We start from the raw sequence: 26,279 nt of genomic DNA on the forward strand, positions 1-26,279 counted from the left end.
CGGGATTTGGAAACCGCTCCAAGATTGGGTGGGCTGACGGTAAAGAAGGAAACGACAGCATGTACGGTGACTTTCGACAACATCTGCGCGACGAGCTCGCGGCCATCGACGAGGCGGGCCTGACCAAGCGCGAGCGCGAGCTGGCGACCCCCCAGGGCGCCCATGTGGGCGTGACCGAAGGCGAGGTGCTCAACCTCTGCGCCAACAACTACCTGGGCCTCGCCCAGCACCCCGAGGTCCAGGCGGCCGCCCGGGCGGGCCTGGACGAGTGGGGGTATGGCCTGGCCTCGGTGCGCTTCATCTGCGGCACCCAGACCCTGCACAAGACCCTGGAAACCAAGCTCAGCGAGTTCCTGGGCACCGAGGACACCATCCTCTATCCGTCCTGCTTCGACGCCAACGGTGGGCTCTTCGAGACCCTGCTGGGCCCCGAGGACGCGGTGATTTCCGACGAGCTCAACCACGCCAGCATCATCGACGGGGTGAGGCTGTGCAAGGCCAAGCGCTATCGCTACCGCAACAGCGACATGGCCGACCTGGAAGCGCAACTCCAGGCCGCCGATGCAGCGGGGGCGCGCTTCAAGCTGATCACCACCGACGGCGTGTTCTCCATGGACGGCTATATCGCGCGGCTCGACGAGATCTGCGATCTGGCCGAGCGCTATGGGGCCCTGGTGCACGTCGACGATTGCCATGCCACCGGCTTCCTGGGGGAGGGCGGCCGCGGCAGCCATGAGTACCGCGACTGCCTGGGCCGGATCGACATCCTCACCGGCACCCTGGGCAAGGCCCTGGGCGGCGCCAGCGGCGGTTATACCAGTGCTCGAGGCGAGATCGTCGAGCTGCTGCGCCAGCGCTCGCGGCCCTACCTGTTCTCCAACACCGTGGCGCCGCCGGTGGTCGCAGGCGCCCTCAAGGCCCTGGAGCTGGCGGCGGAATCCCGCGAACTCCGCGACCGGCTCCGCGATAATACGGCCTACTTCCGCCAGGGGCTCGAGGAACTGGGCTTCGAGCTGCTGCCCGGCGAGCATCCCATCGTGCCGGTGATGCTCCACGATGCCGCCCTGGCGGCGCGTTTCGCCGAGGAGATGCTCAAGGAGGGCGTCTACGTGATCGCCTTCTCCTACCCGGTGGTGCCCAAGGGCAAGGCACGCATCCGTACCCAGGTATCGGCGGCCCTGAGCCGCGAGGACCTGGAGGCGGCCCTGGCGGCCTTCGGCCGGGTCAAGGCGCGCCTGGGATTCGGTTAGGGCCTGGCCGGCATCATCGGGGATCGCGCATCATTGGTCTAAAGTCTTACGTCTCCTTTCGGTGACATTTTAGCCGCCGGCTCCTCATGAGTCGGCGGTTTTCTTTGTTTTTCAATAAGTTATCTTTGAAGTTGTGGTGACGGAGAGCGCTGACAACAAAATTGAATACGTAGTCATTATGTGACAAGGTGATGGCCTGATCACGCTCGAGCGTGATCGACCCAGCACAATGACAACCACTGGCGAGACAGCGAGCATGCCCTTTCCCTCCTTGCTGACGCTGAGCGTCTGCCCCGACGGCGCAGCGGCCCGACGAGGCCCACGAGCCACCCGGCAGTCGCTCGCCGATGACTCGATGCCGTTCCGGTCCTCGCCACTCCTCGTTCCCGGAGCCCTCTCATGAACCTAGACGCGAACAACAACGGCGATCGCCGCTTCTACCTGCGTACCCGCAAGGAAGCGGCGGTCGCCGGCCTGATCTGGTTGGTCTTCCTGGTCTGGACGGTGGGCGTCTCCTACCGCATGGGTTACGTCGACAACGACTTCTCCACCGTGATGGGGCTGCCCGCCTGGATCTTCTGGGGCGTCCTGGTGCCCTTCGTCACCGCCACCCTGGTCAACAGCCTCTTCGCCTTCTTCTACCTGGAAGACGATCCCCAGGACTCACAATAACGGGAGCGACATCATGTATTCGGAGAATTCGACCCAGGTGGCGATCATCATCGGCCTGTACCTGGCGATCACCTTCCTGTTCGCCTTCATCAGCGGTCGCCGCAACCGGAAGGGCGACTTCATGGAGCAGTACTTCGTGGGCGGGCGCCAGATCGGCCCCTGGGTGCTGGGCCTGACCTGGATCGCCACCATGGCCAGTGGCGGCACCTTCATCGGTGTGCCCGGGCTGCTGCACAGCTACGGCTGGAGCGTGTTCCTGTGGATCGCCGGCTTCATGGTGGTGATCACCACCGGCTTCGGCATCCTCGGCAAGCGGATCGGCCAGATCGGCCGCAAGACCGGGGCGCTGACCTTCCCGGACCTGCTGCGTGATCGCTTCGAGAGCCCGGCCATCGGCGTCCTCGCGGCGCTGATGATCGTGATCCTGTACCTGGCCTTCATGGTGGCGCAGTACACCGCCGGCGCCCGCGTACTGGAGGCGGTCGTCGGCCTGCCCTACCACTGGGGGGTGATCGGTTTCGCCGTCTCGGTGGCGCTCTATACCGCCTACGGCGGTTTCCGCGCCGTGGCCTGGACCGACAGCTTCCAGGCCATCGTCATGCTGCTGGGCGTCATCCTGACCGCCTGGTTCGCGGTGGACCTGGCCGGTGGCCTGGAGACGATCAACACGGCGCTGATCCGCCAGTCAGAGGATCTGGTCTCGGGGCCGGGGCCGGACAACTTCCTGCCGCTGGTCACCGCACTGTCGTTCTTCATCCTGATGCCGCTGTCGCAGCTGGGCCAGCCGGCGCTGGTCAGCCGTTTTCTAACCTTCACCGACACTCGGGCGCTGAAGCGCGCGGCGCTGCTCACCGGGCTCTATGTGTGCCTGATGTATCCGCTGATCATGCTGGTCGGCGTCACCAGCCGGGTGCTGCTGCCGGAGATCGAATCGCCGGATCACGCCCTGACGGCGACGGTCATGATGGCGCTGCCGGCGGCCCTGGCGGGCTTCATCATCGCCGCGCCGGTATCGGCGATCATGTCTTCGCTGAGCTCCTTCCTGCTGGTCACCGCCGGTGCGGTGGTGCGCGATATCTATCAGCACAACATCGACCCCAACCTGAGCGGCGACAAGGCCAAGCGTCTGACCCACGTCATGACCTTCGTCATCACCCTGATCGGGGTGGCGCTGGCCCTGAACCCGCCGCAGTACCTGCAGCTGATCGTGGTCTTCGCCGGGGCCGGCCTCGGCGCTACCTTCGCCTGGCCGACCATCCTGGCGATCTTCTGGCCGCGCATGAACCGCCTGGGTTGCCTGGCGGGCATCATCGGCGGCTTCGGTTCCTTCGTCATCCAGTACACCACCATGGGTGGCAGCAGCTTCCTGGGCGTCCACCCCTTCGTCTGGTCGTTCCTGCTGTCGCTGGCGTGCTGCGTGGCGGGCAGCTGGCTGGCGCCGCGCCAGAGCAACGAAGTGCTGGAGATCTATTTCGGTGAGCGCCGTCGGCACAAGGCCGCGACGAGGCAGGGGGCCCACCGGGCCATGCCGCAAGGCTGACGGCCGCGCGACCGCCGTGATCCGGCGGTCGCCTATCACGCGCCATGGTGAATGCCATGGCCGAGTCATGAACAGACAATGAACCCCAGGAGGCAGCCCATGCGAGGCTTCGACGAGCACTTCAAGGATTTTCCCGACTACATCTACGGCATCACCCGCGAGATCTGGGAGGACCGCGGGGTCGGCCCCAAGCTCAAGCGCTACTACGCCGATGATGTGCTGGTGCGCGCCCCGAGCGGCATCATCACCGACAATACCGGCGTGACGGCGGCGACGCTGCAGACCCTGCATGAATTCCCCGACCGCCAACTGGTGGGCGAGGACGTGATCTGGACCGGCGACGACGAGCGCGGCTATTTCTCCTCCCACCGGCTGATCTCGGTGATGCGCCACACCGGCAGCGGCGCCTACGGCGAGGCCACCGGCAAGGTGGTGCGTTCGCGCATCATCGCCGACTGCGTGGTCAGCGAGAACCAGGTTCTCGAGGAGTGGCTGGTGCGCGACCAGGCGGCCTTCGCCCGCTGCCTGGGCATCGAGCCCCGCGAGCTCGCCCACCGCCAGGTCGAGAGCGACCTGCGCCAGTTCGGCGAGGCCCGCTACTTCACCCCCGAGACCGACGTGCCGGGCCCCTACCGGGCACAGTTCGACGACAGTGCCGAGGCCAGTCGCTACGCCGAGGGCTGGCAGCGAATCTGGGCGGACAAGGAAGTGGCCGGGGTCTTCGATCTCTACCATCCGGGGGCCACGGTCAATGTTCCCGGCGGCGACAGCATCAACGGCCATGGCGATATTGACCGCTTCTGCCTCGGCTACCTGGCGTCCTTCCCCGACGCCGAGTTCCGGGTCGAACACCTGATCGTCAATCGCGACCCCGGCCAGCCGGTGCGCCTGGCCATGCGCTGGACGATTCGCGCCACCCATTCCGGCTGGGGCCACTTCGGCGCGCCGACCGGGGCGCCGGTCTACATCATGGGCCTGTCCCACGCCCATATGGTCGATGGCCGGGTCACCCAGGAGTGGATCACCGTCGACGAGGTGGCGGTCTGGAAGCAGCTGCTGGCTCACGAGGCTGTCCGGGACGCCGCCCGGGGCGCTTGAGGGTCGGGGGCGGCGTCAGCGCAGCAGGGTCTGGCGCACCTGGCGCCGGTAGTCGCTGGGGCTCTCGCCGGTCAGCCGCTTGAAGCGCTTGCTGAAGTGGAAGGGGTCGCAGAACCCCAGGCCGTCGGCGATCTCGGCGACGGCCTGATCGCTGTGGACCAGCAACGACATGGCCCGGCGCAGGCGCTGCTGGTCGAGATACTGCTTGGGGCTCTGGCCCAGGGTCGCCTTGAACAGCTCGGTGAAGCGGTTGCGCGACAGCGCGCAGCACTTGGCGAGCTCCTCGACCGTCGGCGCTCGATCGAAATGCCCCTCGATCCTCGCGAGGGCTCGCTCCAGGCGCTGGAGGGCGGCGAGGTGGTGCCGGCGTTCCGGCCGCTCCCGGGACACGGCGAGCACTCGCGCGAGGAAATCGAAGGCGGCGGCCTGACGGGCCGCCGCCCCCTGCAGGGCATCGGCGCCCTGGCGCGCCAGCAGGTCGGTCAGGGCCGCGGTGGCATGGCCGACACCGGCGGCCTCGTCGGCGATGATGGTCGGTACCGCATAGCCGGAAAACACATCGACCGCGTGATGCAGGCTGAAGTCGACATGCAGGCCGTCGGTCACCGTACCTGCCTCGTAGGTCAGGGCGTGGCGGGCCCCGGCGGGCACCAGCAAGACCTCTCCCGGCGTCGCACTGACGCCGCCTCCCTCGGCCCATTCGCAGTGATAGGCGCCGCTTACCACATGCAGGACCACCCAGTAGGGCAGCACCCGCCAACCGGTATTCACGCAGTGAGCGCTGCGATGGGTCGACCAGTCGATGCGACAGCGCAGGGCATCGGTCAAGTCGGAAGCGGCTGCACGGAAGGGTGGCATGGCGAGAGGCCCTCCTGTCGGGTGGCGATACCGGCGAGTCGTCGCGGGAAGGGGCGAGCGGCACAGACTATCATCTCGCGAGATCGGTGGGTGCAAAAACACATGCAGGGAGGGCGCCGTGACATGGTGGGCGGAGCCGTGGGAGCGCTAGGCTGACCAGGTGCTATCGCACGTTACGATTCATCAACCCAACAGGTGATTCCATGCCCGGCGCACGCCCTCAACAGGCCGCACTGACGCGGCACAACGACCTCTCCAAAACCGACGAGACCCTCGCCACCATCGATGCCATGGTCGATGGCCTCAACGACCACGACATCGACCACATGGGGCGCTTCTTCAGCGATGCCTTTCGCTGGATGGGTAATGCCGGTTGCGGTTTCAAGCAGGGGCTCGAGGAGTTCCAGGCCAACTGGCAGCGGCCCTTCCAGGCGGCCTTCTCCGACAAGGTGTGCATCGACGAGGCGCGCCTGGCCCAGGGCGAGTGGTGTGCCGCCTTCGGCCGCCAGGAAGCCGTGCACAGCGGCGAGTTCATGGGTATCGCGCCCACCGGCAAGCGAGTGGTGATCCGCTACATGGATTTCTGGAAGGTGGTGGACGGCAAGATCGTCGATAACTGGGTCATGGTCGACTTTCCGTCGGTCATGCAGCAGCTCGGCGTCGACCCCTTCGCTGGGCACGGCTGGGAAGCCATGGACAGCGCCGCTCGCCCCGAGCGATACGGGGATTCGCCTTCCTGAAGGCGCTGCGGTCAGGGCCCCGAGCATTGCCGGCTCGCTGGCCGAGCTGCAGGCGGCGGATGAACGCCTCATTTGCCGCCCGCAGCCACGACACCGGAAAGGAGAGCACGGATGAAAGAAGGCGATAGGAACGGGCAGCGAGCGGGAGGTTCGTTCGACACCCGATCCGCCGACTTCCTGGAAAGGCACCACAGAACCCGCCGCTTACTGACGCAGTACAATCGCTCTGCTTCGGACCTCCCTGCCCATCGCGAGCGCCTTCTCCAGGAGCTCATGGGGCATTGCGGCAAAGGAGTTTGGATCGAACCGCCGTTTTACTGCGACGATGGCAGCAATATCCACCTCGGAGATGGCGTCTTCATGAACTTCAACTGCGTCATCCTGGATGGCGACACCGTCGAAGTGGGAGAGGGCACTCTTCTGGGCCCGGCGGTCCAGATCTACGCCACCAGCCACCCGCTCTCGAGCGGCGACCGTATCTTCGAGCGCGACGGCATCCCCGGCTACCGCACGAATGCGGCGCCTGTCATCATCGGGAAAAACGCATGGATCGGAGGCGGTGCAATACTGCTTCCCGGGATAACGGTGGGTGAGGGCACGGCCATCGGGGCCGGGTCAGTGGTCACGAAATCACTGCCGGAAAATGTCTTTGCCGCTGGCAACCCCTGCAAGATCGTGCGGGCCTTGTGAGGGGAGGGCGATTACATGGTCATTCTTGCGCGTTCCGGGTCGTGAAGCAGCGCCGCCGCGGTAGAAGCGCTATGCGCATAGCCGCTATGCGGATGACCCTCTAGAGGGCGGGCCCGCTTGGGCGAGATGACCGCGGATCGCCAGGCTGTCCCGCCGGCCCTGGGATGTTGCATGCCGCCGCCGGCGCTCCTCATGCGGTGCCGCCATTGCCCTCGCTCCCTCCACTCCGCTCGGCTGTTCACCGTGCCGCCTGTCTTCGCCCTCTCCGGCCCTTGCCGCTGGGCCTGCGACCCCCGAGAATCGACGGGCAGTCGTGTTTTACGCCCCCCCTTGGCGCGTTGCTCGATCCCTCCATCCTGGCGCATGTCCCTGGTTGGAAGGTCGCAAGATATTCAACGATCTCAACGGTTGAGTGTCGACGCGGCTCCGGCGCGGTCTTGCGGTGGCGTCCGGCGGTCTTTTCTTTACGATAACGACCGAGACTGTTTTTTATCTCGCTGTTTTTACATTAATAATGAAAAAATCACGATTTTGTGTTGTTGAATACTTGACATGCGATCGGCGACTGGTGTCAGACTGTAGGGGACGGTGAGGCCCACGGGTCGACCGACCTGGGCTCTCCTTCGGTCAAAGTATTCAACAACAATAACAGGATGCAATGTATGCGCAGTTCCGTCTCCGACGGCCCGGCCTCCTGGTACCGCGCCTCCGTCGCCGTCGAGCTCGAGCCCAGCCCGCCGCTGGAGGGCGATACCCGGGCCGACGTATGCGTGATCGGCGGTGGGGTGACCGGCTGCTCCACGGCCCTGCACCTGGCCGAGCGCGGCTACTCGGTGGTGCTGCTCGAGGCCGGCGAAATCGGCCACGGCGCCTCGGGCCGCAGCGGCGGGCAGATCCTGCCGGGCCTGGGCACCGACATCACCACCATCCAGCAGGCCCTCGGGTTGCCTCGCGCCCGCGAGATATGGGAAATGAGCCGCGAGGCGGTGCGCCTCACCGCCGAGCTGGTCGAGCGCCATGCCATTCCCTGCGAGCTGGCCTGGGGCTATCTGCACGCCGCGGTCAAGCCGCGCCACGTCAAGGAGCTCGAGGCCTTCCGCGAGCAGATGACCCGCGACTACGGCTATGACGCCCTGGCGTGGCTCGAGGGCGACGCCCTGCGCGAGCACGTGGTCACCGATGCCTACCCGGCGGCCCTCCACGATCGCGAGGGCGGCCATCTCCATCCCCTCAACTACACCCTGGGCCTGGCCCGCGCGGCCCAGCGTGCCGGGGTGCGCGTGCACCCCCACAGCGCCGCCCGCGAGATCCGCCGTGAGCGGCCGGCCACGGTTACCACCGAGCGCGGCCGAGTAACCGCCGACTTCGTGGTGCTGGCCACCAATGCCTATCACGGTGGCCTGGTCCCGGAGCTGTCCGGTCGCATCATGCGGGCCGCCAACTACATGATCGCCACCGCCCCCCTGAGCGAGGCCCAGGCGGCGCAGGTGCTGCCGAAGAACGATGCCCTGGCCGATGCCAACTTCGTGCTCGACTACTATCGCCTCAGCGCCGACCGCCGCCTGATCTACGGCGGCGAGGTCAGCTACGACGGCCGCGAGCCGCCGCGGCTGCAGGCGCGCATGGACGCCAAGATCGCCCGGCTGTTTCCGGTGCTCGAGGGCGTGCCGATCGAGTACCGCTGGGGCGGCGATGTGGCGATTACCCTGAACCGGGCCCCCGACTTCGGCCGCCTGGGCGACAATCTCTATTATGCCCAGGGCTATTCCGGCCACGGCATGGCCATGGCCGGGCTGGCCGGCAAGCTGATGGCCGAGGCCATCGCCGGCCAGAGCGAGCGCTTCGACGTCTTCGCCGCCATGCCGCACCGCCGGTTTCCGGGCGGGCGAGCCCTGCGCAAGCCGCTGCTGGTGCTGGCCACCAACTTCTACAAACTGCGCGACCGGCTCTGAGAGAGGCCGCCGACAAGCGAAGAGGGTATCCCCATGAGCGAGACCATCACGGCGGAGATCGCCGATGAGCCGGGGGTCCGCCCGGCCGCCGATGAGCGAGACCGGGCGAACCGCAAGGCGTCCTCGATCGAGATGCAGGGCCTCCACAAGCGCTTCGGGCGCGATACCGTGGCCCTGGACGGCGTCGACCTGGACATCCGGGCCGGCGAGTTCTTCACCCTGCTGGGGCCGTCCGGCTGTGGCAAGACCACCCTGCTGCGGATCCTCGCCGGCCTCGAGGAGCCGGACGACGGCTCGCTGGTGGTGGGTGGCAAGAACGTCACCGAGGTGCCGCCCCATCGGCGCAGCGTCAATACGGTCTTCCAGTCCTATGCGCTGTTCCCGCATCTCTCGGTGCGCGAGAACCTGGCCTTCGGGCTCAAGATGCGCGGCCTGGCGACCGCCGAGCGCAACGCCAAGGTCGACGAGATCGCCGAGTTCATCAAGCTTGGCGACCTGGTCGACCGCCGCGTCGACCAGCTCTCCGGCGGCCAGCGCCAGCGCATCGCCCTGGCCCGGGCGCTGGTCTGCGAGCCCGACGTGCTGCTGCTCGACGAGCCGCTCTCGGCGCTGGACGCCGGGCTGCGCAGCCAGCTGCAGGTGGAGCTGCTGCGGGTGCAGAAGCGCCTCGGCATGACCTTCGTGTTCGTTACCCACGACCAGGACGAGGCGATGGTCATGTCCGATCGCATCGCCGTGCTCAACGGCGGCAACATCCAGCAGGTGGGGGCGCCGCGGGAGGTCTACGAGCGGCCGGTGAACGCCTTCGTGGCGCGCTTCATGGGCCACGACAACCTCTACCCGATCAGCGCCCGCCAGGGCGAGCGGCTGACCACGGCGCTGGGCACGCTCACCGCCGAGGACGCCGGCGACGGCGAGCTGCTGCTGATCCGTCCCGAGACCCTGGACCTGCTGCCCGGCGAGGTCGCGGGCGACAACCACCTGACGGCGACGGTGGCCGAGCGGCTCTATCGCGGCAGCCATGCCGAGTTCCGCCTGGAGCTCGGCGACACCACCCTGCAGGCCACGGTCAACAACCGCGGCCGTCACCTGCCCGAGGTGGGCGAGACGGTGACGGTGGCGGTGGCGCCGGAAGACCTGGTCACCCTGAGCGAGTGAGGAGGCGGACATGTCCTATGCCGGCGTCATACCCCCGGCCCGCAGCCGGGCCATGGTCCGCGAGACCCGCCACCTGCTGTTCACGGTGACCCCGGGGGCGTTCTGGATCTTCCTGTTCCTGGTGCTGCCCAGCGCCTACTTGATGGGCGTGGCCTTCATGACCAACGGGCCCTACGGCCTGCCGCAGATGCCGCTGTCGCTGGCCTCCTTCGAGCGCCTGGCCGGTTTCGGCTTCCTGGGCTGGAGCCCGGGCAACCTCTATACCCTGCTGCGCTCGCTGTGGCAGACCCTGGTGTCCACCGCGCTGGTGGTGGTGGTGGCCTATCCCATCGCCTATTACATCACCACCTGCCGTGAGAAGTGGCGGCCGATCCTGCTGCTCGCCGTGGTGGTGCCGTCCTGGACCAACCAGGTGATCCGCACCTTCGGCTGGATGAACCTGCTGGCGCCGGGGACCCCGCTGTCGGGGGTGGCCGAGGGGCTGGGGCTGATCGCTCCCAACATGGGCCTCTACCCGTCCAACTTCGCGGTCACCCTGGGGCTGGTCTACAACTTCCTGCCGTTCATGGTGCTGCCGCTCTACGGCGCCTTCGAGAAGCTCGACACCGCCCAGGTGGAGGCCGCCCAGGACCTCTATGCCAGCCCGGTGCGGGCCTTCTGGCACGCCGTCTTCCCGCAGACATTGCCGGGGCTGCTGGCGGGCATCGTGCTGGTGGCCATCCCGGCCTTCGGCATGTACGTGATCCCCGAGCTGCTCGGCGGCGGCAAGGGCATGATGCTCGGCAACCTGGTGGCCAATCAGTTCTCCGGCGGGGCCAACTGGCCGCTGGGGGCGGCCGGCGCGATCCTGATGCTGCTGGCGACCTTCCTGGGGCTCTACGTCATGCGGCGCCTCGGCAAGCGCCTGGGCGGCGGCGAGGAGGTGGTGATATGAGAAAGCGGACCCTGCATCGCGGCCTGACCGCCTTCTGGTGGCTGACCCTGGCCTTTCTCTACCTGCCGCTGGCGGTGGTGGTGCTGTTTTCCTTCAACTCGGCCAACAGCTCGGCCAACTTCGCCGACTTCTCGCTGCGCTGGTACTTCCAGCTGCTGGGCAACGAGGAGATCCTCTCGGCCTTCGGCAACAGCCTGGTGCTGGCCATCGCCTCGTCGCTGATCGCCCTGATGGTCGGTTGCGTGTTCGGCTACGGCATGTATCGCCATCGTCACCGCAAGCTGGGCTGGCTGATCGTGCTGATTTACTTGCCGATCGTGTTGCCCGACATCGTCTTCGGCATCTCCGAGATGGCCTTCTTCGTGCAGATCCACGAGTGGACCGGGCTGCTGCAGCCGGGGCTTTCCACCATGATCATCGCCCACGTGACCTTCCAGATTCCGTTCGTGGCGCTGATCGTCTATTCGCGCTTCGTGGGGCTGGATCCGACGCTGTTCGAGGCCGCCAAGGATCTCTACGCGACCCCGGTCAAGCGAGTGGTGCACTTCATGCTGCCGACCATCAAGCCGGCGTTGATTTCCGCCTTCTTCCTCTCCTTTACCCTGTCGGTGGATGACTTCGTCATCAGTTTCTTCACCGCCGGACCGGAGAGCGCGACCCTGCCGATCTACATCTGGGGCGCCATCAAGAAGGGCGTGTCGCCGGAGATCAACGCCATCGCCGCGCTGATGATCGCCGCGGTGGCCGTCGCCGCCATTCTCAGTCTGGCGTTCAGCCGTCGCCGGCCGACCTGAGCCGGCACCATCACCCTAGGGAACGAAGGAGTGCCATCAATGAAGTTCAACAAGATCGCCATGGCCCTGTCGCTGGGAGGGCTCGCCCTCGCCGGCCATGCCCAGGCCGAGGAAGGCAAGCTCTACCTGTTCAACTGGACGCAGTACATGGACCCGGCCATCATCGAGGCCTTCGAGGAACAGTACGATGTCGAGGTGGTGCAGAACTACTTCAACTCGCTGCCGGAGATGTTCGCCAAGCTCAACGCCGGCGGGGTCTCCCAGTACGACATCATCGTGCCGTCCAACTACTACATCCCGCGGCTGATCGAGACCGGCCTGGTCCAGGAGCTTGACAAGTCCAAGCTCGACAACCTGGGCAACGTCATGGATCAGTTCCAGGACCCGTCCTACGATCCCGGCGGCCGCTACAGCGCCCCCTACCAGTGGGGCACCACCGGCATCATCTACAACGCCGAGACCTTCCCCGACGCGCCCAAGAGCTGGTCGCTGCTGTTCGACTCGGAGGTCAACGGCGAGTATCCCTTCGCCATGATCAGCGACGGCCAGGTCAGCATGGGCGGGGCCTGCGCTTACCTGGGCCACGGCTACGACTGCACCGGCCTGGACGGCTGGCGCGAGGCTGCCCAGCTGATGATCGAGACCAAGAACCGCGACACCTTCAGCGGCTTCTCCGACGGCACCCCGGCGCTGCAGCAGCTGGCGCGGGGCGTGATCCACGCCGGCATGTCCTACAACGGCGACTACTTCTTCTACAAGGACGAGGACCCCGAGGCCTTCGAGAACCTGGCGTTCATGATCCCGGAGGAGGGGGCCGAGATGTGGGTCGACGCCATGATGATCCCCGCCGAGGCCCCCAACGCCGACCTGGCCCACAAGTTCATCGACTTCATCCTCGATGCCGAGGTCGGCGCCCAGCTCTCCAACTACAACTACTACGCGAGCCCCAACGCCGCGGCCGAGCCCTACCTCGACGCGGCGCTGACCCAGCCGCCGATCCTGCCCTCCGACGAGGACATGGAACACCTGTATTTCACTCCGACCCTTGCGGGCGAGCAGCTGCAGACCTTCCAGCAGCTGTGGTCCGAGGTCAAGGCGCGGTGAGACGACGGGCCCCGGCCGCAGGGCCGGGGCCCCAGCCCAGAGCAAGGAAATCCCATGAGTAACCGCCAGGAAAATCCCCATTTCAACGACTGGTTCCAGGCCCGCGGCATCACCGAGGTGGAGTGTCTGGTCACCGACCTCACCGGCATCCTCAAGGGCAAGATCATGCCCGCCGGCAAGTACCTGGGCGGCGGTCGCCCGCGGCTGCCGGACTCGATCTTCATCCAGACCGTCACCGGCGGCTATCCCGACGACGAGGACATCCACTTCTGGAATCCCGCCGAGCGCGACATGGAGCTGGTGCCCGATCCCCATGCCGTCTTTCCGGTGCCCTGGGCCGACGATCCCACGGCCCAGATCATCCACGACTGCCACTACCTGACCGGCGAGCCGGTCGAGCTCGCCCCGCGTCACGTGCTCAAGCGGGTGCTGGCGCTCTATGAGGAGCGCGGCTGGAAGCCGGTGGTGGCCCCCGAGGTTGAATTCTTCCTGGTCAAGACCAATACCGACTCCGACTATCCTCTGGAGCCGCCGGTCGGCCGCAACGGGCGCCAGGAGAGCAGCCGCCAGTCGTTCTCCATCGATGCGGTCAACGAGTTCGACCCGCTGTTCGAGGAGATGTACGACTACTGCGATGCCATGAGCCTCGACCTGGACACCCTGATCCACGAGGAAGGGGCCGGCCAGATGGAGGTCAACTTCCAGCATGGCGATCCCCTGAAGCTGGCCGACCAGGTGGTGATGTTCAAGCGCACCCTGCGCGAGACGGCGCTGCGCCACGGCATGTACGCCACCTTCATGGCCAAGCCGATGTCCAACGAGCCCGGCAGCTCGATGCACCTCCACCAGAGCCTGGTGGACACCGAGGCCGGCGACAACCTGTTCGCCGGCGACGACGGCAAGCCCAGCCGGCTGTTCCAGCAGTTCATCGGCGGGCTGCAGCGTTACCTGCCCTCGGCCATGCCGCTGCTGGCGCCCAACGTCAACTCCTATCGGCGGCTGATGCGCACCGAGACCAGCGGCTCGGCGCCGATCAACGTCGAATGGGGCACCGACAATCGCACCGTGGGGCTGCGGGTGCCGGTGTCGCCCCCCGAGGCGACCCGGGTCGAGAATCGCCTGGCCGGGGCCGATGCCAATCCTTACCTGGTGATGGCGGCCTCGTTGGCCTGCGGTTACCTCGGCATGCTCGGCCAGCTCGAGCCCCGCCCGCCGGTGGTCGGCTCGGCCTGGTCCGGTGGCCACAAGCTGCCCGACGACATCGGCCCGGCGCTGGACCTGCTGCGCGACTGCCCGGCGCTGGCCGAGATCCTCGGCGAGCGCTTCACCAACAGCTACCTGGCGGTCAAGCGGGCCGAGCACCGCGAGTACTTCCAGGTCATCAGCTCCTGGGAGCGCGAACATCTGCTGCTGCGGGTGTGACCCCACCCGCCATGCGCGTCAGGGAGGGGAGGGCGCCGGCCATGCCGGCGCCCTCTTGCGTTGGCAACGAGGCTGGCAAGAAAAGCATGTCTAATGACTTGGCATTCCCCGCCAATGCGCCGTATCATTGGGCATCATGTGTTAAATAAAATAACCACTCTGGAGGCCCCATGAGCGTCTCGAACGATACCGAACACGTCGGATCTTGGTACGCCGCCACCGCCAACGCCGCCCCCGAACGGCCCGCCCTGGAGGGCGAGGCGAGCTGCGACGTCTGCGTGGTGGGCGCCGGCTTCACCGGCATCTCCGCGGCCCTGCACCTGGCCGAGCAGGGTCACAAGGTGATCGTGCTGGAGGCCGCCCGGGTCGGCTTCGGGGCCTCCGGGCGCAACGGCGGCCAGATCGTCAACAGCTACAGCCGTGACATGGACGTCATCGAGGACAAGTACGGCGTCGACACGGCCCGGGCGCTGGGCGACATGGCCTTCGAGGGCAACCGCATCATCCGCGACCGCATCGCCCGCTACGCCATCGACTGCGACCTGCGCGAGGGCAACCTGTTCGCCGCCTGCAATGATCGACAGATGAAGGGCCTGGTCGAGCACAAGGCGCTGTGGGAGCGCTATGGCAACCGCGAGCTGGAGCTGCTGGAGGGGGATGAGGTCAAGCGCGAGGTGGGCACCGAGCGTTACGTGGGCGCGCTGGTCGACCACTCCGGCGGGCATCTCCATCCGCTCAACCTGGTGCTGGGCCAGGCCGCGGCGGTGGAGTCCCTGGGCGGCGTGATCTACGAGCGCACGCCGGTGACGGCGGTCGAGCACGGCCAGCCGGTGCGGCTGTCCACGCCCCGTGGCATGGTGCGCGCCGAGCGAGTGGTGATGGCCGGCAACGCCTATCATCAGGGCATCATGCCGGCGCTGGAGGGCAAGTCGATGCCCTGCGGCACCCAGATTATCACCACCGAGCCGCTGGGCGAGGAGCGCGCCCGGGCGCTGCTGCCCAACAACCTCGCCGTCGAGGACTGCAACTACCTGCTCGACTATTTCCGGCTGACAGCCGACAATCGCCTGATCTACGGCGGCGGGGTCAACTACGGCGGGCAGGATCCGGCCAACATCGAGGCGGTGATCCGGCCCAAGCTGCTCAAGACCTTCCCGGGCCTCGACGACGTGCGCGTCGACTACGCCTGGAGCGGCACCTTCCTGATGACCCTCAATCGGCTGCCGCAGTTCGGGGTGATCAACGACAACGTCTACTATGCCCAGGGCTACTCCGGCCACGGCGTGACCTGCACCCACCTGGCCGGACGGCTGATCGCCGAGGCCATGGCCGGGCGCGAGGAACGCTTCGATGCCTTCGCCGACCTGCCGCACCTGCCGTTCCCGGGCGGGCGCATGCTGCGCGTGCCGCTCTCGGCCATGGGCGCCTGGTACTACGAGACCCGCGACCGCCTGGGGATCTGAGGCGCCCCGGATCTCAGGACGTGCCATGACGGCGGGGTTGGCTCATCGGGGCCGACCCTCCCGTGCGCAGCACCTCCCGAAGATGCGGCTCCTTATCCCTCCTTTCTCCCCACTCCTTCTTCCTCGCTCCTTACCCCTTACCCCTTGCCCGTGGCCATGATCCCCGAGCGGCCCCTCAGCTCCTGGGGCGCCGGTTCTCGGGATCGTAGAGCGGCTTGTAGCCTACCGCCGCGATGCGCATCGGGTAGTGCTCGCCGAAGTACTCCATCAGCAGGGTGTCGCCCTCCCGGGCGGCGTCCGCCGGCAGGTAGCCCAGGGCGATGGTCTTGCCCACCGAGGGGCCGAAGGCGAAGCTGGTGACGTAGGAGCGTCGACCCAGGGCGTCGACCAGCACCTCGCCGCTATCGGGGTCGAGGATCGGCGCCTGGCCCACCGGGTAGCGGGGCTGGCCCCGGGCGTCCAGGGGATCGTCCAGGGTCAGGGTGCACAGGTAGGCCGGCTGGCGGTCGCGGCCGCGTTGCTCCAGGTAGGCGGCCTTGCCGTGGAAGTCCTCGGCCTTGACCCTGGGGCGGGCCAGGCCGGCCTCATAGAGGTTGTACTCGGTCAAGAGGTCGACGTTCTGCAGCCGCAGGCTCTTCTCCAGGCGTCGGCTGTTGGCGTAGGTCTCGATACCCACCGGGGTGACGCCGAGCGCGAAGAGCCGGTCCCACAGGGCCAGGCCGTAGCTGAAGGGCACGTAGAGCTCCCAGCCCTGCTCGCCCACGTAGGAGATGCGGAAGGCCCATACCGGCAAGCCTCCCAGACGGATCTCGCGGGCCGTGGCGAAGGGAAAGCGCTCCGTCGACAGGGCCTCGGGATCGTCGGCCAGCGCCTGCAGGGTGCGGCGGGCATTGGGGCCCCAGACGCCCAGCGTGGCCAGGCTGTCGGTGCGATCCTCCAGGTGCCAGCGGGTCAGGCCGCGGGCCTCGGCCTGGCGGGTCAGCCACATCAGGTCGCGGTGGCCGGTGTCGCCGCCGCAGATCACCCGGTAGGCATCGGCGGCCAGGCGCACGATGGTCAGGTCGGAGTGGATCCCGCCGAGCTGGTCGAGGAAGTGGGTGTAGACGCCCTTGCCGATCGGCGTGTCGCCGCCGACCCTGGCCACCGAGAGATACTCCAGCAGCGCCTCGGCGTCGGGGCCGCGCAGGTCGAAGATGGCGAAGTGGGAGAGGTTGATCATGCCCACGTCGTCGCTGAGCGCCAGGTGTTCGGCGTTGGAGACTCGCCAGAAGTGCCGGGCGTCCCACTCGGCCGGGCGCTCCGGCACGCGATCGCCGTAGCGTTCCAGCAGGTGGTCGTTGGCGGCGTAGCCGTGGGCGCGTTCCCAGCCGGCGGCCTCCATGAAGTGGCCGCCGAGCTCCACCTCGCGGGGCCAGAAGGGGCCGCGGCGCAGGTTGCGGCCTGATTCGAAGGGCTCGCGAGGATGCACCGCCGGGTCGTAGATCTTGCGGGCGATCTCCTGGCAGCGGCCGTAGACGTAGTCCGGCGTCTTCTGCACCGGGTAGAAGCGGGCGATGTCGATGCCGAACGGGTCGAGCGCCGGATGCCCGGTGGTCAGCCAGTCGGCCAGCACCTTGCCCATGCCCGGGCCGTCCTTGACCCATACCGCCTCGCAGAACCACAGCCCGCGGGTCTCGGGGGATTCGCCGAGCAGCGAGCCGCCGTCATTGGTCACCGAGAGCAGGCCGTTGAAGGAGTGTTTCTCGTCCCAGCCGAGCTCGCCGAGCACCGGGGTGAGCTCGATGGCCCGCTCGAAGGCGTGCATGACCTGGTCGAGCTCCAGGTCGCGCATGGAGGGCGAGAGCCTGGCCTGATGGCGTTCCAGTATCTCGCTGGGGTGTACCAGCCTGGGGTTGGTGGTCTCGTAGTAGCCCCACTCGAGCTGGCCGCCCTCGGTGGTGGCGGGGTCGCCGGTGTCGCGCAGGTAGGCGGAATTGCCCTGGTCGCGCAGCAGCGGGTAGCCGATCTCCTTGCCGGTGCCGGCGAAGGCATCGAAGGGGCCGAAGAACAGCAGCGGGTGCTCCACCGGCATCAGCGGCAGGGCGGCCCCGCCCAGCGCCGCGGGCAGCGGCCCCCAGATGCCGGAGGTGACGATGACCACCGGGGTGGCGATATAGCCCTTGGCCGTCTCGACGCCGTGGACCCGGCCGTCGCGGACGTCGATGGCCAGCGCCGGGGTGTCGGCGAAGGCGGCGAGCTTGCCCGAGGCCCTGGCCTCCTCGATCAGCTCACCGGCGACCTGCTGGGAGCGTGGCACCACCAGGCCGGCATCCGGATCCCACAGCGCCCCCTGGATCAGCGTCTTGTCGAGCAGCGGGAAGCGCTCGGCGGCCTCGTCGGGGCCGACCAGCCGCGCCCGGGTGCCGAAGGCCTTGCCCGAGGCCACCTTGCGGGCGAGTTCCGCCATGCGCGCGTCGTCGCCGACCCGGGCCACCTCCAGGCCGCCGATGCGGGCATAGTGTCCCCGTTCCTCGTAGAAGCGCTGGCTGTAGGTGGTGGTGTAGCACGACATCTTGTCGTGGGCGGTCATGAAGCAGAAGTCCGAGGCGTGGGCCGTGGAGCCGATGTCCGAGGGAATCGACGACTTGTCGAGCCCCACCAGATTGCTCCAGCCCAGCTCGATCAGGTGATGGGCCACGGAGGCGCCGACGATGCCTCCCTGGCCGATGATCACCGCGTCCGCCTGCGTGGGGAAGGTCGCCATGGTCGTGCTCCTCCGTTGCCCGGGTGCGTGCCCCATCCTGTCAAGCTAATGCACCTCGGGGCACCGGAGTGCCTCATGGCGACGCTCGCATGTGCCCCGGCGACAGGCGGCCCGGGGTGGCGGCGGGTGTCGTGGCAAGGCGACAGGGGCGCAGCAACTGTGAAACTCCGCCGCAGCGCCTGGAGTGCCGGGCCGGGGGAGACGATACTGATCGACGTCGAAGGCGGCGCAGGACGCGCCCCGGCCGACCATCGCAGCCGTCTGGAGCGATTCCCAGGATTCCAGCGAGTGGCGCCCCGGGCGCCCGACAACCCGACAAGAGGTGAAACATGAGCAAGTCGATCGTGGTGGGGAGCGTCCTGGCGGTACTGGGTCTCGGCGGCATGGCCTTCGGGGCCTGGCAGGTCCAGGAAAGCCGTCAGCCCCAGTTTGCCGACATCACCGGGGTCGAGCCCCTGACCCGCACCGTGGAGACGCCGCGCGAGGTGTGCGAGAACGTGGTGGTGCAGCGCCAGGCGCCGACCCGCGACCCGCACAGCGTGGTCGGCACGGCGGCCGGCGCCATCGTCGGCGGGCTGCTGGGCAACCAGGTCGGCGGCGGCAGCGGCAAGAAGATCGCCACCGTGGCCGGTGCCATCGGCGGCGGCTTCGCGGGCCGCGAGGTCCAGCGTCGCGTCGAGGCCGGCCAGACCGTCTCCACCACCGAGCAGCGCTGCCATACCGTGACCGACTCCCATCAGGAGACCACCGGTTACGAGGTCAGCTGGCGCTACGACGGCCAGGCCCATACCAGCCGGCTGGACCGGCGCCCCGAGGGCGAGACGGTCCGCGTGGTCGACGGCGAGCCCCAGTGGGGAGAGCCGCGAACCCAGGGCTGAGCGTCCTCGCCCTGGAAACGATGACGAAAGGGCCGACCCTCGCGGGTCGGCCTTTCTGCGTTGCGCTGGCGATGCCTTGGCGGCTTGCCGTTCGTCAGGCGCGATGCCCGGGCACATGTGGCAGGGGCCTCAACGCGTTAGCCCATGGGCATTTCAGGCTTAAAACCGGTATGCCGCCGAGGCCCATATGCGTGGGTCGCGCTGGCGATCGTCCGACAGCGCATCGCCACCGCGGACTTCCCAGGCGCTGCTGATATCCAGCTGGAACCCGGCGCGCTGAAAGCGCAGTCCTAGCCCGGCCCCGGCCAGGGAGCGCGGGTCGCCGGCGTCCAGTCCGCCATTCGGGCTGCGGCCGAGGTCGTAGAACAGATAGGGGGCCAGATCGTTACCCGCGCGGTAGCGGAGCTCCATCTGCGCCAGCCAGCCTCGGCTGTCCGATCCCTCTCCGGTAGGGAAGGCGCGCACACCGTTGGGGCCGCCGAGGAAAAAGCTCTCCGAGCCATCCAGCGCGTCGCGATCCGACCACTGGGCGCTAATTCGACCATACAGGTCGAGGCCATGGCCGAGCGTCTGCACACGGGCGATATTCAGGTTGAGCTTGGTAAAATCATAGTCGCTGTCGGCCATGCCGGTCTGCGACTGTTCCAGCGTACCCGGCGTTACGCTCAGGGTGCCGAAGGTGATACCCCCTCGGCCCAGGCCATCGCGGGCATCGAAGCGAACGCCGAGCGGCAGGCCATGGCTTTCGGTGGCCTTGCGGTAGTCGGCGAAATCGATGTCGTCGTCCAGGTCCTTGTACTGGTAACGCGCGCTGAGTGACACATTGGCTCGCTGGCTGCGTAGCAGCGGGTAGCTCAGGGTCGCCGAATAGACCGCTGCCGTACCGGTATAGCCTTCGAACCCCCTGCCCAGGGTGTAATCGGTATGCGCATAGCCCACTTCGCCGCGCAGGCCGTTGGCGCCCAGGGGGAGTGAGTAGCTCACATTCCCCAGCCAGGTCGCTTCGTTAGTGTAAAGCGCGGAGAGCTTCAGCGCGTCGCCGACGCTCAGGACCCGGTGGGCGGCAAGCGTGGTGCGGGCGCGATATTCCCCGGCGAAGCGGCTGCCGTGGTTATCGGCGCCCAGCTCGACGGCCAGGCGTTCGGCGTCGTGTACCTGTACCTCCAGATCCCCCTGGCCGAGCTCCGCTCCCGGGCGGATGATCGGCGTGACGGCCAGGCCCGGCAGGTCGCCCAGCAGCAGCAGCTGACGCTCCAGGGTGTCCGACGCGATCAGGCGTCCCGTGGCCAGCGGCGCCAGGTAGGGGCGTGCGGCATCGGCCAGCGCGTCATCGTCGCTGGTGGCTTCGGCCTGGCCATAGCGCCCCTCGAGCACCCGCAGAGTCAGGACGCCATCCTTCAGGGACTGGGCCGTGAGGAAGGCTCGGGCGAAAAGGTAACCCCGCTCGCGATAGTAGCGGCTGATCCGGTTGGCGAGATGGCGTAGCCCAGCCAGATCCTGAGGCGCGTCCAGGTCGTCGTGGATGGCCTCCGTCAATGCCCCGTCGGAGAAACGGGTGTTGCCCACGAAACGGACTCCCGACAAGGTGACCCGCTGACCGCCGACGGGTGCCTCGGCCAAGGGCTCGCCCCCCAGTTCCAGTGCCACGGAAGGCGTGCGTGGCGCGATGGTGTCCGGTTGGCTCTGCTGCAGTATTTGTCCGGCATCCGGGGGCGTCTGGGCCCATGCCTGCGGGCCTGTCAGCAGACCGCCGAGTAGCGCCAGGCCCAGGCGGGTCGTTCGTCTCCGCCCCGGTTCGGAGCGAAAGGTCGTGATCTCATATGGCGATTGCATGGTTCCCATGTCCCCGTGGCAATAATCCATTTGCGGCGGTCAAGGCGAGAAAGGTGGGGTACTGACGCCGGCCGGTAGGCGAATACCGTCTTCTTCCACGCGCAGTTGCAGCGTCTCGAAGGGTTGCGGTGCCGCCTCACTCTCCGACAGCGATGTCCCCGCCTTATCGATGGTTCGCCGTTGCAATACCGCGATGCTTACCTCCGCGGGGTAGGCTATTGAGCCGCTTTGTTCCGGTTCTGGGCTCGGCTCAGGCTCGGGCTCGGGCTCGGGCTCGGGCTCGGGCTCCGGCTCCGGCGTAGGGGGGAGGGCGGCAATCAACAACTCGCCCTCCTCAAAGGTGATGGCATAGTTGGGGTTGGCGGTGTCAGTAAGCGAGCCTTGCTCGATTTCATAGCGCCCTACCTCTTCACCGGGCTCCCGGAGCAGGTCACCAGTCAGGCTCTCGCCGGCCACGAGGCCGCAGTCGGCTGTTGCTGCACCACAGTCGGCCTGCCAACTGAGGGGTGGGTCGGCCTGGCCCTGGTGTTTGTGTTGGTCATCCGCGGTTAAGGTGACTGGGCGGGGGGTGACCGTCAGCTCTCCCGCCACGAAGCTCAGCTCGTAGTTGCCGTCGCTGCCGCTGGCGGTGTGCGTGTAAGTGTCCGCTTCTTTGCCGCTGCCGCCCGAGGTGGTGACACCGGTGAGGACGCTTTCGTCTTCGCCGCCGACCAGGCCGGTGGCGGTGAAGCCGTTCACGTTCTGCGTGACGCCGTTATAGGTCACGCTATCGCTGTTGGCGGTGACGGTGGCGTTCGCCTTGTTGATAGTCAGTTCGCCGTCGACGAAGGTCAGCAGGTAGTTACCGTCGCTGCCGCTGGCGGTGTGCGTGTAAGTGCCCGCGTCTTTGCCGCCGCCGCCCGAGGTGGTGACACCGGTGAGGACGCTTGCGTCTTCGCCGCCGACCAGGCCGGTGGCGGTAAAGCCGTTCACGTTCTGCGTGACGCCGTTATAGGTCACGGTATCGCTGTTGGCGGTGACGGAGGCGTTCGCCTTGTCGATGGTCAGGGTGCCGTCGTTGAAGGTCAGGTCGTACCCGTGTTGGCCGGAGTACAGGCCATCGAGAGCAATCCCGTAGCGGCCGGCATCCTTGCCGCCACCGGTGATGCTGGCGGTACCGAGGATCAGGCTGGCGTCGTGGGGGCCGCTGGCGCTCCAGGTGCCCGGACCGGTCTGCACGTTGCCGTCGTAGGTGGTGCTGGCATCATCGGCGGCCACCGTCAGCGGTGTGAGAAAGCCGCGCAGCAGCGGCGTGGTGTGGCCCTCGTAGAGGCGCCAGACGCTGCCGGTACCGCCCTGGGCGTCGATGTCCCAGCCCGCGTCGGTGAAGGTGGACAGGGTTTGCAGTTCGGTCAGGCTCTTGCCGGTTACGCCGGCTGCCGCCGGAGTGGTGCCCACGCCGTTCAGGCCCGGGCTGGCATCCCGATTCCAAAAGGCATTACTGAGAGACGCACCGAACAAGAGGTTGCCGACAACCCCGCCGACCGAAGAGGCACCACTCGCCTTGCCCGTGGCATAGCCGTTAGTGATGGTGCCGCCATTATACTGGCCCACCAGGCCTCCCACTTGCGATGCTGGGCTACTGACATCGCCGCGGGCATAGCTGTTGCTGATATCCATGGAGCCGGCGCCGAGTAGCCCACCGGCCACGCCGGAGGCGGTTCCTCTTGCCTCCGCCAACACTGCCACATCCGCGTAGCTGTTTCGAATAGCGCCCCCTGAGCCGCCCCCAATTAGTCCGCCAACGGCCTGAATCGATGCCGTTACCTGACCACGGCTCGCAAAGCCGTTGTCGATGGATGTATTGAGAGCGTGCCCGACCAGAGCGCCAACAGCGAGTTCTCCTGCCAGACTGACATCCGATAACCCGACGTTCCCCAACGCGGCGTCTTCGGTGCCTCCAAACAGCCCAACATAGCGTTCGGTGGGACGTTGAATGGCCAGGCCCTCGATGATATGGCCCTGGCCATTGAGGCTGCCGGTAAAGCGGTTTGCGGAATCGCCAATGGGATCAAAGCCGTTGCCGGCATGCCAGTTGGCGGTGCCGTTGGCGTCGATATCGTTGGCCAGAGTGAAAGCGCTGCCCAGCAGCGTGTGGGACTCCAGGCCCTGCAGGCCATACACATCGCCGATCTGGTAGGGGGCGGTTGCGGTACCGTTGCCACCAGAGGCGCGCAGGAAGCTGGCGGTGTCTTCCTTGAGGCGGAAGTCGTTGACCGTAAAGGCCGACAAGGCAGTCGCGTTTTGTTGCCAACGGCCGTTCACCAAATCAAGGACACTGTTATCGCCGCCGCTGATGGCGCCAATGTTGGTAATATCGCCGCTGGCATCGATGTACAGGGTGCCATTGTCCCAGCTTGCCCCATTGGTGAGGGCGATATCGCCGGCGGCGGTGACGTTGCTGTCACCGATGGTTCGCTTCCCGGCTATCAGGTCGTATCCACGCTGGCCGGAATAGAGGCCATCGAGGTCCAGGCTGGCCAGGTATTCGCCGCTGTTGGCGCTGCCGGTGAGGGTCAGTGCGGTGTTGGTTTGGCCGCCTGAGATCCGTGGATCGTTCAGCGCGTCGCCCGTGGCGGCGCCGATATCCATCAGGTGAGCACCACTGCCGTCGTATTCGGGCAGCACCATCAGCGGTGTGAGGAAGTTGCGCAGCAGCGGGGTGGTGTGGTCTTCGTAGATGCGCCAGACGCTGCCGGTGCCGCCCTGGGCGTCGATGTCCCAACTGGCGGCAACAAATTCATCGAGCTGTTGCATCTCGGCCGTCGTTAAGCCGGTACCCGCGTCGGATGCGGTTTTACCGGTGCCGTCAATGCTGTAAAAGCTGCCTTGCACATTGGCGCCGTCATCCCAATCGTAACCGACCAAGCCACCACCCGTGCCCGATACTCGTCCAGCGGCGTAGCTCTGAGTGACAGACCCACCGTCCAGCTCACCAACCAAGCCACCTAGATCATTACTGCCACTAATGTTTGCCACGGCATAGGCGTTTTCCACTTGGGTGCCGTTTGATTTTCCAATTAGCCCGCCGAGTTGAGTGTCACCCGTTACGCTTCCAGAGGCATAGCTATGGTTGACGTCACTGTTCCATGCATAGCCGATGAGGCCACCGCCAAAACGACCGGTTAAGTCAACGTCAATATCCGAGAAGCTGTTGCTGATCTCGACACCCGTGGTGTAGCCCGCCAAGCCGCCAACATTCTGCTCACCATTGACCCGTCCCGTCGCGTAGCTGTTATCAATGGTGGTGTTATAGGCATCACCTACCAGCGCGCCGACCTGGTTCTGCCCCGTGATCACCACATCAACCAAACCGACATTACGAATCACTGCGCCGCCGTTTGTCGCACCGAAGAGTGCGGTATTATCCGCGCCGAAGAAGCCGCCCGATGGCGTAGACACCAAGCCGTCGATGGTATGCCCCAACCCCTCGAAGTGCCCGGTAAAGGCATTGCCGTAGGGCACTCTTCCCAATGGAGAAAAGCCGCCCGCCCAGCCTGCCGTGGCACCGGCATCGATATCCGTGGCCAGGGCGTACCTCCCGGCCAGGTCGGTGTTTATCGCTTGAAGTTGATCCACATCGTGGATGAGGGTGAAGGCGGAGCCATTGGCACTGAAGGTTCCGCCGCTGCCAGCGGTGAAACTGACCGGGGCGTTGACCTGGTAGCCGCCGCCATCATATTCCAGCGCCAGGCCGCCGCCACTGTGCTGCACGGTGATGGGGGCATTGATCAGGATGTCGTTGTGGGCGTCCAGGGTGAGGTGGGTGGCGGCGTTCCAGCTGACAGGGGCGTCCACATGGATATCGCCGGCTTCGCTGCCAGTGGCCACGGTCTGCAGGGTAATGTCGGTGGAGGCGAGGTTGTCGCTCAGGGTATCGGCGCCGATGCCGCTGTCGGTTTGCGGGTCACTTCCGTCGCGTACGTGGAAATCACTGGGGTCGATCAGCCATTCGCCGGTATCTCCCGTCTCGGCGAGGGTGGTGACCCGAACTTCATCGGCCAGGCTGACCCGCGCCGCCGAGGTCTCGATAAAGCCGCCATCGCCGCCTGCGGGGGCCGAGGCATCCAGGGCGCCGGAGACGCGCAGCGTGCCGGAGTCCATATCACCCATCAACACGATGTCGCCATTTTCGCCACTGGCGAGAGTGCGAGCCTCGCTGATGCCGGTATGGTTGATGACGCTACTGGTCAGGTCGTTGGCGGCCGCGGCGGTGAGGTAGATCAGTCCGCCATCGGCGCGGATGGCTCCGCCCTGCTCGATGTGGGTCTCCAGCGCGGCGGCCTCGACCTCGATCTTGACTGGCCCGCCGAGATCGAGGGTCACGCGACTGCCGGCGCCCATCAGGGTGCTGCCTCGCGGGGTGTCGATGCTGCCGTTGTTGATGATCTCGGCGGCGATCATCGCTACATGGCCGCCCTCAGCGGCGGTGATTTGCCCCTGGTTGATGACCGCATTGCCGCTACCGCCTTCGAAGGTGTAGCGGCCGGCCATGAAGTCTTCGGTGGAGATATCCAGCGTGGAGGCCACCAGTGCGCCCACATCCACTCGGGCGGTGGAGGAGAACGAGATGCCGTTGGGGTTGATCAGGAACACTCGGCCGTTGGCGGAGAGAGCGCCGCGGATCTCGGAAACGTTATCTCCGGTTACGCGGTTAAGCGCGGCTGCATCGGCGTTGGGTTGTACGAATTCCACTCGGTGACGTTCCGAGATGGAAAAGTCTTCCCACTCGATGGCCAGGTTCTGGCTGTCTTGCCGGATGGTCAGCTGGTTTTCCTGGCGATCGAGGCTGCCGGTGCCTCCCACGATCTGTTCGCCGCTAGGTAACTCCGAGCCGAGCGCGGGGAGGGTTGCCAGCATCAAGCCGCCAACGGGCCCACCGATGGGACGGGATGAGCGGCGGCTGGCAGAACTTTTTCCTTTGCCCTTGACGTTTTCGCCCACGGCATGCCAGCTGCCCTTGGCGGCCTTCCAGACGGTACGGTATGTGTGGTTCATGGCGACTCTTCGAACCCCTGCGGACGGTCGGTTTTTTTAATCTCACAAGGGTAGTCACGTCGAATGGTCTATAGCCACACTGGCGTTTTATCATTTCTTTCAGGGGTTATCAT

At 66.6% G+C, this 26,279-nt stretch carries 18 protein-coding genes; 14 read left to right on the top strand and 4 right to left on the bottom strand.

Going from position 1 to position 26,279, the window contains the following annotated elements; genetic code table 11:
- Positions 1-59: 59 nt before the first annotated feature.
- The 4 genes from kbl to ACXAFN_RS13585 all read left to right on the top strand — a co-directional run bounded on the left by kbl (position 60) and on the right by ACXAFN_RS13585 (position 4,560).
- On the top strand, positions 60-1,250 hold the full coding sequence (gene kbl / locus ACXAFN_RS13570; protein ID WP_474989332.1) for a glycine C-acetyltransferase: 1,191 nt from the start codon (positions 60-62) through the stop codon (positions 1,248-1,250).
- 399 nt (positions 1,251-1,649) lie between these two features.
- Complete coding sequence (locus ACXAFN_RS13575; RefSeq protein ID WP_474989334.1) at positions 1,650-1,922, top strand: DUF997 family protein; 273 nt, start codon at positions 1,650-1,652, stop codon at positions 1,920-1,922.
- 13 nt (positions 1,923-1,935) lie between these two features.
- Positions 1,936-3,462, top strand: a complete 1,527-nt coding sequence (locus ACXAFN_RS13580; protein ID WP_474989336.1) for a sodium:solute symporter family transporter — start codon at positions 1,936-1,938, stop codon at positions 3,460-3,462.
- Positions 3,463-3,561: 99 nt separating this feature from the next.
- A complete protein-coding gene (locus tag ACXAFN_RS13585) occupies positions 3,562-4,560 on the top strand; it encodes a nuclear transport factor 2 family protein (protein WP_474989338.1) in 999 nt (332 codons plus the stop codon).
- Positions 4,561-4,575: 15 nt separating this feature from the next.
- Here ACXAFN_RS13585 and ACXAFN_RS13590 read toward each other — a convergent pair whose 3' ends face one another.
- Positions 4,576-5,418 carry a helix-turn-helix transcriptional regulator gene (locus ACXAFN_RS13590; protein ID WP_474989340.1) on the bottom strand — a complete coding sequence of 281 codons (843 nt, stop codon included), beginning with the start codon at positions 5,416-5,418 and terminating at the stop codon, positions 4,576-4,578.
- 203 nt (positions 5,419-5,621) lie between these two features.
- Between ACXAFN_RS13590 and ACXAFN_RS13595 the strand changes: the two genes are divergently transcribed.
- The 9 genes from ACXAFN_RS13595 to ACXAFN_RS13635 all read left to right on the top strand — a co-directional run bounded on the left by ACXAFN_RS13595 (position 5,622) and on the right by ACXAFN_RS13635 (position 15,675).
- Positions 5,622-6,158, top strand: a complete 537-nt coding sequence (locus ACXAFN_RS13595) for an ester cyclase (protein ID WP_474989342.1) — start codon at positions 5,622-5,624, stop codon at positions 6,156-6,158.
- Positions 6,159-6,269: 111 nt separating this feature from the next.
- Positions 6,270-6,848 carry a sugar O-acetyltransferase gene (locus ACXAFN_RS13600; RefSeq protein WP_474989344.1) on the top strand — a complete coding sequence of 193 codons (579 nt, stop codon included), beginning with the start codon at positions 6,270-6,272 and terminating at the stop codon, positions 6,846-6,848.
- Positions 6,849-7,510: 662 nt separating this feature from the next.
- Entirely contained in the window at positions 7,511-8,800 is a 1,290-nt protein-coding gene (locus ACXAFN_RS13605) for an NAD(P)/FAD-dependent oxidoreductase (RefSeq protein ID WP_474989346.1), read from the top strand.
- Between the two features lie 33 nt (positions 8,801-8,833).
- On the top strand, positions 8,834-9,958 hold the full coding sequence (locus tag ACXAFN_RS13610) for an ABC transporter ATP-binding protein (protein WP_474989348.1): 1,125 nt from the start codon (positions 8,834-8,836) through the stop codon (positions 9,956-9,958).
- Between the two features lie 10 nt (positions 9,959-9,968).
- Positions 9,969-10,892, top strand: a complete 924-nt coding sequence (locus ACXAFN_RS13615; protein ID WP_474989350.1) for an ABC transporter permease — start codon at positions 9,969-9,971, stop codon at positions 10,890-10,892.
- Complete coding sequence (locus ACXAFN_RS13620; RefSeq protein WP_474989352.1) at positions 10,889-11,686, top strand: ABC transporter permease; 798 nt, start codon at positions 10,889-10,891, stop codon at positions 11,684-11,686. Before ACXAFN_RS13615 ends, ACXAFN_RS13620 begins: the two co-directional genes overlap by 4 nt.
- A 39-nt stretch (positions 11,687-11,725) precedes the next feature.
- On the top strand, positions 11,726-12,790 hold the full coding sequence (locus ACXAFN_RS13625) for an ABC transporter substrate-binding protein (protein ID WP_474989354.1): 1,065 nt from the start codon (positions 11,726-11,728) through the stop codon (positions 12,788-12,790).
- A gap of 54 nt (positions 12,791-12,844) precedes the next feature.
- Complete coding sequence (locus ACXAFN_RS13630) at positions 12,845-14,212, top strand: glutamine synthetase family protein (RefSeq protein ID WP_474989356.1); 1,368 nt, start codon at positions 12,845-12,847, stop codon at positions 14,210-14,212.
- Between the two features lie 170 nt (positions 14,213-14,382).
- On the top strand, positions 14,383-15,675 hold the full coding sequence (locus ACXAFN_RS13635) for an NAD(P)/FAD-dependent oxidoreductase (protein ID WP_474989358.1): 1,293 nt from the start codon (positions 14,383-14,385) through the stop codon (positions 15,673-15,675).
- A 175-nt stretch (positions 15,676-15,850) separates the two neighbouring features.
- Here the strand turns inward: ACXAFN_RS13635 and ACXAFN_RS13640 are convergent, their stop codons facing one another.
- The gene (locus ACXAFN_RS13640; RefSeq protein ID WP_474989360.1) at positions 15,851-18,418 is read right to left on the bottom strand and encodes a GcvT family protein; all 2,568 of its coding nucleotides are present in this window, start codon (positions 18,416-18,418) and stop codon (positions 15,851-15,853) included.
- 329 nt (positions 18,419-18,747) lie between these two features.
- Between ACXAFN_RS13640 and ACXAFN_RS13645 the strand changes: the two genes are divergently transcribed.
- Positions 18,748-19,296, top strand: coding sequence for a glycine zipper 2TM domain-containing protein (locus ACXAFN_RS13645; RefSeq protein WP_474989362.1), 549 nt, complete (start codon positions 18,748-18,750; stop codon positions 19,294-19,296).
- 159 nt (positions 19,297-19,455) lie between these two features.
- On the opposite strand, the gene ACXAFN_RS13650 is transcribed toward ACXAFN_RS13645, so the two are convergent.
- Both ACXAFN_RS13650 and ACXAFN_RS13655 read right to left on the bottom strand, forming a co-directional pair.
- Complete coding sequence (locus ACXAFN_RS13650) at positions 19,456-21,129, bottom strand: ShlB/FhaC/HecB family hemolysin secretion/activation protein (protein ID WP_474989364.1); 1,674 nt, start codon at positions 21,127-21,129, stop codon at positions 19,456-19,458.
- Between the two features lie 39 nt (positions 21,130-21,168).
- On the bottom strand, positions 21,169-26,166 hold the full coding sequence (locus ACXAFN_RS13655; RefSeq protein ID WP_474989366.1) for a two-partner secretion domain-containing protein: 4,998 nt from the start codon (positions 26,164-26,166) through the stop codon (positions 21,169-21,171).
- Positions 26,167-26,279 lie beyond the last annotated feature (113 nt).

This window comes from Halomonas sp. ABH4_019 (assembly GCF_056159885.1).

Excerpts from the sequence above, each read along its gene's own strand:
- ACXAFN_RS13620 (WP_474989352.1), top strand. The coding sequence starts at position 10,889 with ATGAGAAAGCGGACCCTGCATCGCGGCCTGACCGCCTTCTGGTGGCTG.
- ACXAFN_RS13575 (WP_474989334.1), top strand. The coding sequence starts at position 1,650 with ATGAACCTAGACGCGAACAACAACGGCGATCGCCGCTTCTACCTGCGT.
- ACXAFN_RS13605 (WP_474989346.1), top strand. The coding sequence starts at position 7,511 with ATGCGCAGTTCCGTCTCCGACGGCCCGGCCTCCTGGTACCGCGCCTCC.
- ACXAFN_RS13580 (WP_474989336.1), top strand. The coding sequence starts at position 1,936 with ATGTATTCGGAGAATTCGACCCAGGTGGCGATCATCATCGGCCTGTAC.
- ACXAFN_RS13640 (WP_474989360.1), bottom strand. The coding sequence starts at position 18,418 with ATGGCGACCTTCCCCACGCAGGCGGACGCGGTGATCATCGGCCAGGGA.
- ACXAFN_RS13595 (WP_474989342.1), top strand. The coding sequence starts at position 5,622 with ATGCCCGGCGCACGCCCTCAACAGGCCGCACTGACGCGGCACAACGAC.
- ACXAFN_RS13645 (WP_474989362.1), top strand. The coding sequence starts at position 18,748 with ATGAGCAAGTCGATCGTGGTGGGGAGCGTCCTGGCGGTACTGGGTCTC.
- ACXAFN_RS13610 (WP_474989348.1), top strand. The coding sequence starts at position 8,834 with ATGAGCGAGACCATCACGGCGGAGATCGCCGATGAGCCGGGGGTCCGC.
- ACXAFN_RS13625 (WP_474989354.1), top strand. The coding sequence starts at position 11,726 with ATGAAGTTCAACAAGATCGCCATGGCCCTGTCGCTGGGAGGGCTCGCC.
- kbl (WP_474989332.1), top strand. The coding sequence starts at position 60 with ATGTACGGTGACTTTCGACAACATCTGCGCGACGAGCTCGCGGCCATC.
- ACXAFN_RS13635 (WP_474989358.1), top strand. The coding sequence starts at position 14,383 with ATGAGCGTCTCGAACGATACCGAACACGTCGGATCTTGGTACGCCGCC.
- ACXAFN_RS13655 (WP_474989366.1), bottom strand. The coding sequence starts at position 26,166 with ATGAACCACACATACCGTACCGTCTGGAAGGCCGCCAAGGGCAGCTGG.
- ACXAFN_RS13600 (WP_474989344.1), top strand. The coding sequence starts at position 6,270 with ATGAAAGAAGGCGATAGGAACGGGCAGCGAGCGGGAGGTTCGTTCGAC.
- ACXAFN_RS13590 (WP_474989340.1), bottom strand. The coding sequence starts at position 5,418 with ATGCCACCCTTCCGTGCAGCCGCTTCCGACTTGACCGATGCCCTGCGC.
- ACXAFN_RS13585 (WP_474989338.1), top strand. The coding sequence starts at position 3,562 with ATGCGAGGCTTCGACGAGCACTTCAAGGATTTTCCCGACTACATCTAC.
- ACXAFN_RS13615 (WP_474989350.1), top strand. The coding sequence starts at position 9,969 with ATGTCCTATGCCGGCGTCATACCCCCGGCCCGCAGCCGGGCCATGGTC.
- ACXAFN_RS13650 (WP_474989364.1), bottom strand. The coding sequence starts at position 21,129 with ATGCAATCGCCATATGAGATCACGACCTTTCGCTCCGAACCGGGGCGG.
- ACXAFN_RS13630 (WP_474989356.1), top strand. The coding sequence starts at position 12,845 with ATGAGTAACCGCCAGGAAAATCCCCATTTCAACGACTGGTTCCAGGCC.